We start from the raw sequence: 12,680 nt of genomic DNA, 5'->3' as shown, positions 1-12,680 counted from the left end.
ATCCTTATTATCTCACGCTGTATAGTGGTATATGTTTGTATATTACAGCATGCAGAAACAACAAAGCCCTGAATTATCAGGGCTTTCGGAGCTTATTTACCAATATGTTGGTATATAATTTTATATCTGTGGTCCCGAGGGTCGGACTCGAACCGACACGTCATCGCTGACAGTGGATTTTGAGTCCACCGCGTCTACCAATTTCACCACCTCGGGAGAGGTTGTGTGCGTATAATAGCGCGTTTCATTTTCTTGTCAACGACAAGTTTTCACATTTGTATAAAATTAATGCATATCTGGTTTTTTTGGATTATAAATCACCAATTTCAGCCTTTAATTTGAAAAAAGACTATACTAAGCGCAGTTTTTAAATCTCCAATGTCAGTTTTTCTTTCCCATGATGCAACTCTCTGATTTTAGTTTCGAACTTCCCGATGAACTTATCGCACGCTACCCGCTTGAAACACGTAGCGCTTCTCGCCTTTTACATCTCAATGCAGATGGCTCATATCAAGATCACAGTTTCACCGATATATTAGATTTATTCGATGAAGGTGACTTGATGGTACTCAATGATACCAAAGTGATGAAGGCACGCCTTAAAGGTAAACGAGCATCTGGAGGTGTAGTTGAAGTCTTGGTGGAGCGTATATTTGATCAAACTATTGCACATTGTCACATCAAAGCCAGTAATTCACCTAAAGCAGGTGCTGAACTATTTATTGGTGTAGATGGTGTTAAAGCCACTGTACAAGGGCGTCATGAAAACTTATTTATTGTCGAATTTTCTCAGCCAATTTTGCAGGTTCTGGATTTGTATGGGCAATTACCTATACCACCTTATTTTAATCGAGAAGCTGAAGCGATCGATACTGAACGCTATCAAACAGTATTTAATGATCCAACCAAGTTAGCAAGTGTTGCAGCACCGACCGCAAGTCTGCACTTTGATCAAAGCTTGCTGGAAAAATTAAAACAAAAAGGTATCCAACAAGCTTTTGTGACCTTACATGTCGGTGCAGGTACATTTTTACCTGTGCGGACAGACAATATCGAAAATCACATTATGCACAGTGAATGGTGTGATGTACCTGAGGCAACCGCAAAACTTATTCAAGAAACCAAAGCACGTGGGAATAAAGTCATTGCAGTAGGGACCACAGCAACACGTGCATTGGAAAGTGCTGCACAAGCTTCAGGTGGTAAAATTGCGGCTTGGACAGGAGATACCCAAATCTTTATCTATCCTGGCTATCAGTTCTGTGTGGTGGATCGCTTGATCACTAACTTCCACTTGCCTGAATCAACGCTGTTAATGCTGGTTGCTGCATTGTCCAATCGAGACAATATTTTAAATGCTTATAGACATGCAGTTGAGCAAAAATATCGGTTCTTTAGTTATGGCGATGCCATGCTGATTGAAAATGCAAATACAGAACAAATGACAGCAGAATAGTTTACGCCATAATTTACAGCACGACCTGCAAAGTATTCATTCAAAGGATGCTTTGCATTTAAAATCATTTTTTCGTTACAATTAAGCTTCTAAAAACTCGTCACAATAATGAATAAAGATGAATGATTTACCGACAAAAATTCAAAATGCGTTTAGTCAACAACATGTCAATAATGGTAAAACCCAAAGTAATATTGATTCAATCAACCAATTATTAGCTTCAACTGAAAATTTTGAGCACTTGATCGAAAAGTTAAAGCATTGGCAAGATGATCCAAGCCTGTCTATTCAAAATTATACCTTTTGGCTTTTTATCTGTGTGGGTATAGGCTTTGCCATTTTGGCTTTTTTTACTCACCCAATTCTATTTTTATTTGCAATAGCCAGTATTGCCTTTGCTTTTTATAAACGTACTTCAACCAAGCCACTCAATCAACTCATAGATTATCTCCAGCAAAAGAATTTAGAAGCAAAATATCAAATTCGCTTCTTTCCGAACGAGACCGATAACAAAATTATCTCCCCTTATGATTTTCCATTATTTGGCTTAGGGGACTATGAAAATTCAATTCGCAATACCATTTACGGCACTTGGCAAATTAATGGTTTCATCTATCCATATATGTTGTTTAACTATCATTATGTTGATGAAGTTGAAACTCGCGATTCGGATGGTAAAACAAAAACTGAATATCGCCATTACGATTTATGGGGAATCATTGTTGAGAATTTTCCAACCCAAGGTATCAGTATTTCTTCCAAACAAAACCGCGCGTGCCGACTTGGAACGAAATGGTCCAGTGGCGATATTCGTTTTGACAATCAATATCAACTCAGCGGAACCAACGAAATGCGTTTGGCTAAATTTTTCAGTCCCAATCATGTACTCATGCTTGATCAGGCGATGTCGAATTTCAAAGGTGATTTTTACATTCACCCACAACACCCAGCACTGTGTTGGTTATTTAAGATTGACATCACCAAACCGCATTTGCCAGTGAATCAAGTCCAGACTGTACATGACCTAGCAGCTCAACTGGAAAGCATGGGCATGCCTGATTATGAGCAACTTAAACAATCACTCATAACAATATTGCAAGAAGTTCAACCTAACACTGAAACAAATAAGTTTTAAAAATAAATAAGTTAATTGGTATTTAATGTGATTTATCGCATAATTATCGATAAAGTATTTAAAATTTTAGTTGCTGAAAGGCCAAATCATGATGAGCAATTATGCCTATAGAAACCGTTGAACGATTACTGCATTACCGCACTCGAAAAAATCAACATGTGATGCGTAATATTGCTCGATTGTGGGAGATTGGGCAACAGGCTCAATCTGCACAAGATATTTTAGATGGTCTACATCCCTGGGGTGAAAGCAAAGATCTGTTTTTCTATAATGTAATTCCTCGATTTTTGTTTATTTTGGGGATAGCAACTTCGCTAATTGGCTGGTTTTTTCATCCATTCATCCCCTATCCACTGGTGCTTTTAGCTGGATTATTATGTTGTTTTGCTGCCTATTTAATTTATGAGCCCAGTGACCCAATTGACGAAGTCATTAATTTTCTAGAGCAGAAAATAATGTTGTTGCGGTATGACTTGCATTTCAATAAAACACCAACTCATATCTCGACCACAAGCAATACCTTATTGGTTATGAGCAGATTAAAACAAACCTTTCCTTTTTTTGCCCAAGGCAATGTATCAAATGAAATCGAACAATTTGCCTCTACAGTTTGGTTTGATGGAGAACAAGAACATCATGTGATGTTGTTTCAATATCATTATATTGATGAGTTTTCACTCCCAAATAGCCAAGGTGAAAAGCAAAAAATCAGAGAAATTCACAAAGACCAATGGGGCGCTTTTATTTTTCAAATGCCTGCACTTGGATTTGCTGCCAGCAACAAACATCATGAGTTCACACCGCCGTATACACAGCGCTGGAAAACAGCCGATATTATGGTGAACCAAAACTTATATATTTTTGGCTATAATCAACATCAATTAGCACGAACCATCAGCCCAAGTATTACCTTAAAATTAAGTGATTTTTTTCAACAATATTCAGGTGATATTGTTTATCATTTTGAGGAAAATATGCTGTGCTATATGGGTGATCAAAACTTATTTCGAATTGCTCGAAAAAAGCAAAGCCCTCAAGATATCTCGGCACTACGTGGACATTTAAGAACATTAACCATGCCTGAATATGAAAAATTCAAACAGAGCATGCTAAACTTGATTTCATAAATCATAAGGAATAATCAGAATGGGTTTAATCATATTTATTGGGATTTTTATCGCCATTATCGTTTGGGGCATTTTAGTCAGAAATAATATTGTGCGTTATTTCAATGCAACCCAACGTGCATGGGCCGAAGTGGCGAATTTTGAACGTCAAAAAGTAAAGACGCTTGAGACTTTAGAACAGACACTGGCGCAATATACTCAATTTGAAAAATCCACCTTAGAAAAAGTGACTGAATTACGTCAGCAAATTTTGAATTTAAATTTAAACAATACTGATGTTTCTCAATTACAACATGTGGAAAAACTCAACCAAGACTTAATGAAAAGCCTAAATGTTGTTGTTGAAAATTACCCTGAACTTAAGGCTGATACACTGTATGCAAAAATGATGGATGATATTCAAGAGCAAAATGAAAATGTCGGTGCAGCGATTACAATCTTCAATCGTAATGTTGAAGAATTTAACAACACTATCGAAATCTTCCCGAATAATATGATTAACACCATCACTTTAGCGAAGAAGACGATTCGTCCATTTTCAGATAATGTTGTAACTCAAAACTTCGATTACAAACCAAATTTCAATTAGTCACCAACATCCCCCCAAACCTTTTATATGCCTTCTTAGATAAATGCTAAGAAGGTTTTTTTGAATTTTCGTTTTATACTATGAATGCGTCAAATAGACTTATTTTAAAACCAAAATATAAATCATCATTCGCAAATCTCCATCATCTTTGAAGATAAATACAGCTATTTTTAGATTAAAAAATGACATTTCGATCATTTTCTGATATTTTTCAAACCGCTAAAAAAATGACTATTTTTAGAACAAAACGATCAACTTATAAAAAACAATCTAAAGATTGGAGTTATACAATGTTAAAAAAACTATTCATGATGTTCTGTCTGTGTTTCATATGGCAAGCTCCTGCTCAAGCAAAAGGACTCTTGGTTTTCAATACAGGTGATGAAATGTTTAAAGTTGGTGCATTTCCACAAGAACTCATCAGCCAATATGAAGACCTCAAAAGCTTAAATGTAGGCTACAAATGTAGTCACTTCGGAATTTTATGGGCAGATGTGAGAACATGGGATTGTACACTGGTTGGAATGACTGATGCTGAACCAGATACTTTTTATGAATTACCTGAAGATGTGATTGCATCATTAAGTAAAAATCCTGATTACCAAGAAAATAAAATGCAACGCAATTTTTGGAATCATTATGGCATTTTTATTTTAGTTCTTGCGATTATTGGGTTAATCGTCATGGGGCGCAAAGCCAAAGATTAATCGGACGGTTAACCTAAAAGAAGTGGACCAAAGTCCGCTTCTTTTATAAAGAATAAAATACAAACAGCTGCAACTATCTATTCGCATACATATAAATCAAGTCATATCTTCAATTTTTAACATGATGAAAAATAACATGACTGGTATTCAACCCTAAAATCAGGGAAAATAGCCCCTTTTGCAATTATCAATCAGCGAACTGTTTTTTCGCCAGATTTAGGTCATTTATGAAGTTTGAAAAATTAGGTCAGTCGGGGCGTGCTCGTCGTGGTCGTTTAACTTTAGCACATGGTGTCGTTGAGACTCCTGTGTTTATGCCTGTTGGTACCTACGGTACTGTCAAGGGTATGTTGCCACGTGATATTGAAGATATCCAAGCACAAATTATTCTAGGAAATACCTTTCACCTTTATTTACGCCCTGGATTAGATGTTATTCGTGAACATGGCGGTTTGCATGAGTTTATGAAATGGGGCAAACCTATTCTGACGGACTCAGGTGGCTTCCAAGTATTCAGTCTTGGAGCAATGCGCAAAATCAAAGAAGAAGGTGTGACCTTCCGCTCTCCAATCGATGGTTCAAAAGTCTTTTTATCACCTGAAATTTCAATGGATATTCAACATACCTTGAACTCAGATATTGTGATGATTTTTGATGAATGCACACCATATCCTGCAACACATGAGGAAGCCCAAAAGTCATTACAATTGTCATTGCGTTGGGCAAAACGTTGTAAAACTCAACATCATGATGTGCTTAAAAATAAAAATGCCTTGTTTGGAATTATTCAAGGTGGCATGTATGAAGATCTTCGTGAAGAGTCTTTAAATGGTTTAAAAGAAATCGATTTTGATGGTTTTGCAATTGGTGGACTCTCAGTAGGCGAACCAAAAGAAGAAATGATCAAAGTTTTGGATTATCTCCCAGCGAAAATGCCAGCAGATAAACCACGTTATTTAATGGGCGTAGGGAAACCAGAAGATATCGTTGAAGCAATCCGTCGTGGTGTGGATATGTTTGACTGTGTGATGCCAACACGTAATGCACGTAATGGTCATTATTTTGTTACAGATGGCTTAGTACGAATTCGTAACAGCCAATATCGCCATGATCAACGTCCATTAGACCCGCATTGTGACTGTTATACCTGCACCAACTTCACTCGTGCCTATTTATTCCATTTAGAAAAATGTGGTGAAATGCTCGGTTCAATGTTGGGTACCATCCATAATTTGCGTTATTACCAACGCTTTACCCAAGATATTCGTGATGCTTTAGATCAAGGTACTTTTGATGAATACGTGACAGATTTTTATCAACGTCGCGGTTTAGAAGTTCCACCTTGTCCTGTGGACTAATGCCCCAATATAAAGCTGAATTGAAGATTAATTCAACAGTATTTGCGCTGAAACCCAAGACAAGGTAAATTGCAGAACAAGTCGATTTAAAAGCCATGCAAATGGCAGAAAATTTTTAACATTAGGAAACTGAAATGAGTTTATTTATTTCTTCTGCTCACGCTGCGGCAGCGCCTGCACAAGGTCCAGGCATGATGGCAAACATTTTGATGATCGTTGTATTTATCGCGATCTTCTATTTTCTCATCTGGCGTCCTCAAGCAAAACGTGCAAAAGAACACCGTACTTTAATTGAAAGCTTAGGTGTGGGCAGTGAAGTTGTATTTGCAGGCGGCTTAATGGGTCGTATTCTGAAAATCGACGGAGACTTTGCAGTGGTTGAATTAGGCAAAGGAAATGAAGTGAAAATTCAACGTGCAAGTGTTATTTCAGTTCTGCCTGAAGGCACATTAAATAACCTTTAATCATAAAACGGTCGTGCACTTAGCACGACTTTTTCATTTTAAGAAGAAAGCGAATGCGTTACCCTGCATGGAAATATTTATTGATTCTAGTGGTACTAGTAATCAGTACATTATACGCGCTGCCAAGTTTATATCCTGATGAACCTGCTGTTCAAATTTCGGGTGCCAAGGCTGGTACCACGATTGACAAATCAGTGATACAAAAAGCAGAGCAAATTTTAAAAAGTGAAAATATTAGCAGCCATGATAATACTTTCACCAACAATGCTGCCCTCTTACGTTTAAGCACATCAGAAGCCCAATTAAAGGCAAAAGATGTACTAAGCAAAGGTTTGGGTGAAAACTATACGATTGCGTTAAACCTTGCGCCAACAACACCTGAGTGGTTACAAAAAATTGGTGCTAAACCAATGAAGCTCGGTTTGGACTTGCGTGGTGGTGTTCATTTCCTACTTGAAGTAGATATGGATAAAGCGATTGCACAGCGTATGGAAACATCAGCAACTGATTTACGTCGTGAATTCCGTGACAACAAGATTAATTTCAATAGTCTTGCATTGAATAACAATGTGATTACCATTCAGTTTGCCAATAATGATGACCGTGCAGCGGTGATGGATTTCTTACGTCGCGATGGAAATAAATATAATCAACAAGCTTTAGCTACAGATACTGGCTCTACGCTTAAGTTGACCTATAACGATGCGACCAAGCAAGACATTCAGTCTTATGCGTTAAACCAAAACTTAACCACACTACGAAATCGTATCAACGAATTAGGTGTGGCTGAAGCCTTGGTGCAAAGTCAAGGTAGTAACCGTATCGTGGTTGAACTGCCGGGTGTACAAGATACTGCTGAAGCAAAACGTGTATTAGGTCGCACTGCAAACTTAGAGTTCCGTTTAGTTTCAGATTTAAATGATCAATATATTGACCGTTTTACCGGTAAATATAATGGGCAACCTTTACCTCCGGGTACTGAGGTTTTTGCTTATGAATCGTTAGACAGTGGTCGTGAGTTATTATTAAACCGCAACCGTATTTTAACGGGTGAACGTGTCCAAAATGCATCAAGTGGCTTTAGCCAAGATACTGGTGGCGCTGAAGTAAATATTACTTTGGACACTGCTGGCGGTAAGTTGATGTCTGATGCAACACGTAACGCAGTTGGTAAACGTATGGCAGTTTTGTTTATTGAAAATAAACAAAAAATTACCTCGGTTCCTGATCCTGTTACAGGAGCAATGACTGAAGTCCGTACACCATATACAGAATCTGTTGTGATCAATGCTGCGAACATTCAAGCTGTATTGGGTTCATCTTTCCGTATTACAGGCTTAGACTCACCTCAAGAAGCGTCTGAACTTGCTTTGATGCTTCGTGCAGGTGCGTTAGCTGCGCCAATGTACTTTGTTGAAGAACGTGTGGTTGGTCCGAGCTTAGGTCAAGAAAATATCGATAAAGGTGTACTTTCTACCCAAGTTGGTTTCATCCTTGTTGCGCTTTGGATGATCGTATTCTTCCGCCTATTTGGTTTAATCGCAGATATTGCGCTAGTGATTAACTTGGCAATGCTTCTGACAGTCATGTCTTGGATTGGCGCTTCATTGACCTTACCGGGGATCGCGGGAATCGTGATCACGATTGGTATGGCGGTCGATGCCAACGTACTGATCTGCGAGCGAATACGAGAAGAAATGCGCTGGGGCGCCTCGCCCAAACAAGCGATTATTGCAGGTTATGATCGAGCCTATAACACCATTCTCGACTCAAACTTAACCACATTCTTGGTTGCATTTATTCTGTTCGCGATTGGTACAGGTCCGATTAAAGGCTTCGCGGTTACACTGATGATTGGTATTATTTGCTCAATGTTTACTGCAATTACAGTCACTCGTGCAATTGTCCAACTCGTGTACGGTCGTAAACGTAACTTGAATAAGTTGAGCATATAGGAGATCGATGATGACTGATGTGACTCAACCGAAAAAGAAATATGGTCGCCCTGATGATGAGCATGTAATTAATTTCATGAAGATTGCCAAACCAGCGGCAATCATCTCGATCATTTTGACCATCGCCAGTATCTTCTTTATCGCAACCAAAGGCTTAAATCTAGGATTAGATTTCACAGGTGGTGTTTCTGCTGAGTTGAATTATCAACACGCAGCAAAACCTGCTGATGTAATTGCCAATCTAGACCAAGCTGGCTTTAAAGATGCTGTTGTACAAACATTAGGTTCAAATAAAGACCTTATTGTTCGTATGCCTGCGCAAGATCTGAAAGTTGAAGACTTAAGCAATACCATTACTAAAGCTGTTCAATTACCGAATAATGCTGCTGTTGTTCATAAAGTGGATTCTGTCGGTGGTCAGGTAGGTAATGAACTGTATTTACGTTCTGCCGGCGCTGTTGCACTTGCAATGTTGCTTATGCTGATCTACGTGACCATTCGCTTCGAGTTTAAACTTGCAGTGGGTGCAGTCCTTTCATTACTGCACGATGTAATCGTAACGATTGGTATTTTTGCAATGATGCAGTGGCCATTCGACCTTACAGTCTTGGCAGCGATTCTTGCATTAATTGGTTTCTCACTAAACGATAACATCGTCGTATCGGATCGTATTCGTGAAAACTTCCGTAAGATTCGTGGTGCAACCCCATTAGAGATCGTCAATATTGCATTGACTGAGACCTTAAAACGTACCATTCATACCTCAATGACCCTATTACTGGTTGTACTTGCAATGATGTTCTTGGGTGGTGATGGTTTACACTGGTTCTCTGTGGCGATGTTTATTGGCGTATTTGTAGGTACTTATTCGTCAATCTATATCGGTACTGCATTTGCATTATGGCGTGGTCTAAACCGTCAAGACTTTATTGTACAAGTTAAACCTGAGTTTGAAGATGAAGAACATATTCCTCACTAAGTTTCAGTTTTAATTGAAAAAGCTCATCTTTGGATGGGCTTTTTTATGCTTAAAATTTACCTCACAATGCAAAGAAAATGGTCGAGTTGTGATGACTAAGACCCTAGTCTGCCAAACGATTGAATAACCATCTAGAATTCACAAGCACAAAAACGAATTAAACACCCACAATTTTAAAGGCTCATAAAATGCATAGGTTTTATTTATAATCAATGACTCGATGCAAATCAGGTGTATAAATAATTAGGTGGTTCAGTACAGAATAGCGATACCATGTAAACCATATAAATTATGACTACTGAGCATAATATTTTTCACTTGGATAATATTTTACTTTTTCTTTCCATTTTCCATTAACCAAATTACGATCTGTTACCTCAACTTGATTACCTCTTGATAAAGTTGCATCTTCAATAAATTCTCGAACCAGTAATAGCCCCTTTTTAGGTACAATTCGATATTCGGAACGCATATGATAACAACAACCACTTTTGTTAAAGGTGATGATTCGTTTACGCTTTTTATCTAACTGAAACATCCCTATATTTTCTCGGGTAAGTGCTGAGAGTTCAGAACTTAAAACAAATTCATGCTTGCTTTGATTAAACACATAAATATCATAAATAACACCACCATAGGGACCATAATGACCATTCCTTATTGCAAGGTCTTGTGTTCCATCAAAGTTAAAATCAGCAAAAATTAAAGGACTTCGTTCATCATAAAGTTGTACCACATTAACATTGGGCTTAAAATTTTTATCTAGATATATGGTCAGTTCATCAGAGTGAAATGCTTGAAATACTGCTTTACTGCCCTTTTTAAATAACTTTATTTCGGCCTTGTCACCACATTTTTCCTTCTCACATACAGTATCAATAATGACATCATAGTGTTTTGAACCATTCTTAATTTCAAAAACTTGTGCTTGTGCTATAGACAAACTAAATACTAGATAAATGCTCACGCTTTGACAGATCGTTTTAATTACTTGCTTCATCATTTTTATTCAGTCAATTTTGATTAAAATCATAACATCAAACAGTGAAGAATAAAAAACCGCCCGAAGGCGGTTAGGTTCCCTCCTTAATCAAAGGAGGGTCGGGGTGGATTTAATCCGATAGCAGTTTAGTGCCCACCACCATTAATTGCTTTGGTCATTTCTTCAACAACTTTCTTAGCATCACCAAAGATCATCATGGTTTTGTCATTGTAGAACAAATCGTTGTCTAGACCCGCATAACCTGTTGCCATAGAGCGCTTGATCACCATAATGGTACGAGCTTTATGTGCTTCAAGAATCGGCATACCATAAATCGGTGAGCTTGGATCATCTTTAGCTGCTGGGTTAACAACGTCATTTGCACCAATAACCAACACCACGTCTGTTGCAGGGAAGTCCGAGTTAATCTCATCCATTTCCAAGATGTCTTCATATGCAACGTCAGCCTCAGCCAACAATACATTCATATGACCAGGCATACGACCTGCAACTGGATGGATCGCAAAGCGAACTGTTACACCTTGCTCTTTCAAAATTTCGCAAAGCTCTTTAACGGCATTTTGTGCACGACCTTGCGCCATACCATAACCTGGTACGATCACAACACTATCCGCATTCGACATCAAGAAGCCAGCATCATCCGCAGAACCTGAACGGTAGTTACGCTGAACTTGTTCACCTTTGTCCGCAGAAGCAACAGCTGCCCCACCCATTGCACCACCAAACAAGACATTGATGATTGAACGGTTCATTGCTTTACACATGATGTAAGACAGAATCGCACCTGAAGAACCCACCAGTGAACCTGCAACAATGAGCATGTTGTTTTCAAGCGTAAAACCAATACCTGCCGCAGCCCAACCAGAGAATGAGTTCAGTAGCGAAACCACAACTGGCATATCACCGCCACCGACTGGAGCAATCCACACCCAGCCAAAGACTAGTGCAAGTGCTGTCATCGCCCAGAAAGCCTGCATATTGCCAGTGGTAAAGAAGTACACACCACAAGCCAGCATCGCAAGAAAAACAATCGCTTGAACAGGTTTAACCCAAGCACCAGAAATGGTTTTTGCCCATTTCTTGGCAGCCAACTTACCATAAGCAAATACAGATGCTGTAAAGGTAATCGCACCAACAAAACAACCCACGAACAATTCAAACAAATGAACTTTGCTCATATGTGCATGCTGTACACCAGCAGCAGTTAAAGCAGATTCGTTTTGCGCAAATAAAGCAGTCAGTTGGTTGTTATGTAAAATCGCAGCAATCGCAATCAATACCGCAGCCAAACCAACAAGTGAATGCATCAATGCTACAGTTTCAGGCATTTGTGTCATTGGAACAGTACGTGCACGTGCAATACCCACAATTGCACCAAGCACCATTGCACCACCAATCATCCAAACGACTGGATGATCTGCAACAAAGAATGTGGTGATCACAGCAATCGCCATCGCGATCATACCGTAACGGTTACCAGCAATCGCAGTTTTAGGACCTGAAAGACCACGCAACGTCAAAATAAAAAGGACCGCACCAACAAGGTAGAACCAATCCGCATACTCTCGAATAAATTCCATAGATTAGCCCTCTTTTTTCTTTTGCTTTGGCTTAAACATTTCAAGCATACGTGCAGTCACTGCGAAACCACCAAAAATGTTAATACTTGCCAAAAACACTGCAATTGCACCAAGTACACTGACAACATTCACAGACTGAAATTGTACATTTGCTTCAACAACACCTGGAATTCCAACAGTTTGTATCATCGCACCAACAACGATAATTGAGGACAATGCATTAGTTACCGCCATTAACGGCGTATGTAATGCAGGTGTTACTCCCCAAACCACGTAGTAACCAACAAAGATGGCTAAGACGAAAATAGTAATAGTTTCAACCATGAT

The 12,680-nt window shown here is 38.7% G+C and carries 12 protein-coding genes and 1 tRNA gene; 9 read left to right on the top strand and 4 right to left on the bottom strand.

Annotated elements, in window-relative coordinates:
- Nucleotides 1-129: 129 nt before the first annotated feature.
- A tRNA-Leu gene (locus tag I9192_RS03725) sits at nucleotides 130-216 on the bottom strand.
- A gap of 184 nt (nucleotides 217-400) precedes the next feature.
- Here I9192_RS03725 and queA point away from each other — a divergent pair.
- The 9 genes from queA (at nucleotide 401) to secF (ending at nucleotide 9,770) form a co-directional block, all read left to right on the top strand.
- The gene (queA, locus tag I9192_RS03720; RefSeq protein WP_034715030.1) at nucleotides 401-1,456 is read left to right on the top strand and encodes a tRNA preQ1(34) S-adenosylmethionine ribosyltransferase-isomerase QueA; all 1,056 of its coding nucleotides are present in this window, start codon (nucleotides 401-403) and stop codon (nucleotides 1,454-1,456) included.
- A gap of 118 nt (nucleotides 1,457-1,574) precedes the next feature.
- A complete protein-coding gene (locus tag I9192_RS03715; RefSeq protein ID WP_005030968.1) occupies nucleotides 1,575-2,591 on the top strand; it encodes a hypothetical protein in 1,017 nt (338 codons plus the stop codon).
- Between the two features lie 101 nt (nucleotides 2,592-2,692).
- Nucleotides 2,693-3,718 carry a membrane protein gene (locus I9192_RS03710; protein ID WP_005030970.1) on the top strand — a complete coding sequence of 342 codons (1,026 nt, stop codon included), beginning with the start codon at nucleotides 2,693-2,695 and terminating at the stop codon, nucleotides 3,716-3,718.
- A 19-nt stretch (nucleotides 3,719-3,737) separates the two neighbouring features.
- Nucleotides 3,738-4,307 carry a LemA family protein gene (locus tag I9192_RS03705; RefSeq protein ID WP_005030971.1) on the top strand — a complete coding sequence of 190 codons (570 nt, stop codon included), beginning with the start codon at nucleotides 3,738-3,740 and terminating at the stop codon, nucleotides 4,305-4,307.
- A 290-nt stretch (nucleotides 4,308-4,597) separates the two neighbouring features.
- Nucleotides 4,598-5,014: a hypothetical protein gene (locus I9192_RS03700; protein ID WP_004827746.1), complete on the top strand. Its 417-nt coding sequence runs from the start codon at nucleotides 4,598-4,600 to the stop codon at nucleotides 5,012-5,014.
- 227 nt (nucleotides 5,015-5,241) lie between these two features.
- Nucleotides 5,242-6,372, top strand: a complete 1,131-nt coding sequence (tgt, locus tag I9192_RS03695; RefSeq protein ID WP_004827745.1) for a tRNA guanosine(34) transglycosylase Tgt — start codon at nucleotides 5,242-5,244, stop codon at nucleotides 6,370-6,372.
- Nucleotides 6,373-6,506: 134 nt separating this feature from the next.
- Nucleotides 6,507-6,836 (top strand): preprotein translocase subunit YajC, encoded by a 330-nt coding sequence (yajC, locus tag I9192_RS03690; protein ID WP_004827744.1) that lies wholly within the window; start codon nucleotides 6,507-6,509, stop codon nucleotides 6,834-6,836.
- A gap of 53 nt (nucleotides 6,837-6,889) precedes the next feature.
- Entirely contained in the window at nucleotides 6,890-8,791 is a 1,902-nt protein-coding gene (secD, locus tag I9192_RS03685) for a protein translocase subunit SecD (RefSeq protein ID WP_004827743.1), read from the top strand.
- A 7-nt stretch (nucleotides 8,792-8,798) separates the two neighbouring features.
- On the top strand, nucleotides 8,799-9,770 hold the full coding sequence (gene secF / locus I9192_RS03680; protein WP_085944225.1) for a protein translocase subunit SecF: 972 nt from the start codon (nucleotides 8,799-8,801) through the stop codon (nucleotides 9,768-9,770).
- A 295-nt stretch (nucleotides 9,771-10,065) separates the two neighbouring features.
- On the opposite strand, the gene I9192_RS03675 is transcribed toward secF, so the two are convergent.
- The 3 genes from I9192_RS03675 to I9192_RS03665 all read right to left on the bottom strand — a co-directional run bounded on the left by I9192_RS03675 (nucleotide 10,066) and on the right by I9192_RS03665 (nucleotide 12,677).
- Complete coding sequence (locus I9192_RS03675; RefSeq protein WP_005030973.1) at nucleotides 10,066-10,773, bottom strand: XAC2610-related protein; 708 nt, start codon at nucleotides 10,771-10,773, stop codon at nucleotides 10,066-10,068.
- A 125-nt stretch (nucleotides 10,774-10,898) separates the two neighbouring features.
- Nucleotides 10,899-12,353 (bottom strand): NAD(P)(+) transhydrogenase (Re/Si-specific) subunit beta, encoded by a 1,455-nt coding sequence (locus I9192_RS03670; protein ID WP_004827737.1) that lies wholly within the window; start codon nucleotides 12,351-12,353, stop codon nucleotides 10,899-10,901.
- A 3-nt stretch (nucleotides 12,354-12,356) separates the two neighbouring features.
- Nucleotides 12,357-12,677, bottom strand: coding sequence for a proton-translocating transhydrogenase family protein (locus I9192_RS03665; protein ID WP_005030974.1), 321 nt, complete (start codon nucleotides 12,675-12,677; stop codon nucleotides 12,357-12,359).
- Nucleotides 12,678-12,680 lie beyond the last annotated feature (3 nt).

It is taken from the genome of Acinetobacter bereziniae, from assembly GCF_016576965.1.
GTDB classification, from domain to species: domain Bacteria; phylum Pseudomonadota; class Gammaproteobacteria; order Pseudomonadales; family Moraxellaceae; genus Acinetobacter; species Acinetobacter bereziniae.
This window is presented reverse-complemented; position numbering and strand designations above follow the sequence as displayed.

Bases quoted from the DNA above. Each gene is read 5' to 3' on its own strand.
- I9192_RS03700 (WP_004827746.1), top strand. From the start codon at position 4,598: ATGTTAAAAAAACTATTCATGATGTTCTGTCTGTGTTTCATATGGCAA.
- I9192_RS03675 (WP_005030973.1), bottom strand. From the start codon at position 10,773: ATGATGAAGCAAGTAATTAAAACGATCTGTCAAAGCGTGAGCATTTAT.
- I9192_RS03670 (WP_004827737.1), bottom strand. From the start codon at position 12,353: ATGGAATTTATTCGAGAGTATGCGGATTGGTTCTACCTTGTTGGTGCG.
- yajC (WP_004827744.1), top strand. From the start codon at position 6,507: ATGAGTTTATTTATTTCTTCTGCTCACGCTGCGGCAGCGCCTGCACAA.
- I9192_RS03710 (WP_005030970.1), top strand. From the start codon at position 2,693: ATGCCTATAGAAACCGTTGAACGATTACTGCATTACCGCACTCGAAAA.
- secF (WP_085944225.1), top strand. From the start codon at position 8,799: ATGATGACTGATGTGACTCAACCGAAAAAGAAATATGGTCGCCCTGAT.
- I9192_RS03715 (WP_005030968.1), top strand. From the start codon at position 1,575: ATGAATGATTTACCGACAAAAATTCAAAATGCGTTTAGTCAACAACAT.
- queA (WP_034715030.1), top strand. From the start codon at position 401: ATGCAACTCTCTGATTTTAGTTTCGAACTTCCCGATGAACTTATCGCA.
- I9192_RS03665 (WP_005030974.1), bottom strand. From the start codon at position 12,677: ATGGTTGAAACTATTACTATTTTCGTCTTAGCCATCTTTGTTGGTTAC.
- I9192_RS03705 (WP_005030971.1), top strand. From the start codon at position 3,738: ATGGGTTTAATCATATTTATTGGGATTTTTATCGCCATTATCGTTTGG.
- secD (WP_004827743.1), top strand. From the start codon at position 6,890: ATGCGTTACCCTGCATGGAAATATTTATTGATTCTAGTGGTACTAGTA.
- tgt (WP_004827745.1), top strand. From the start codon at position 5,242: ATGAAGTTTGAAAAATTAGGTCAGTCGGGGCGTGCTCGTCGTGGTCGT.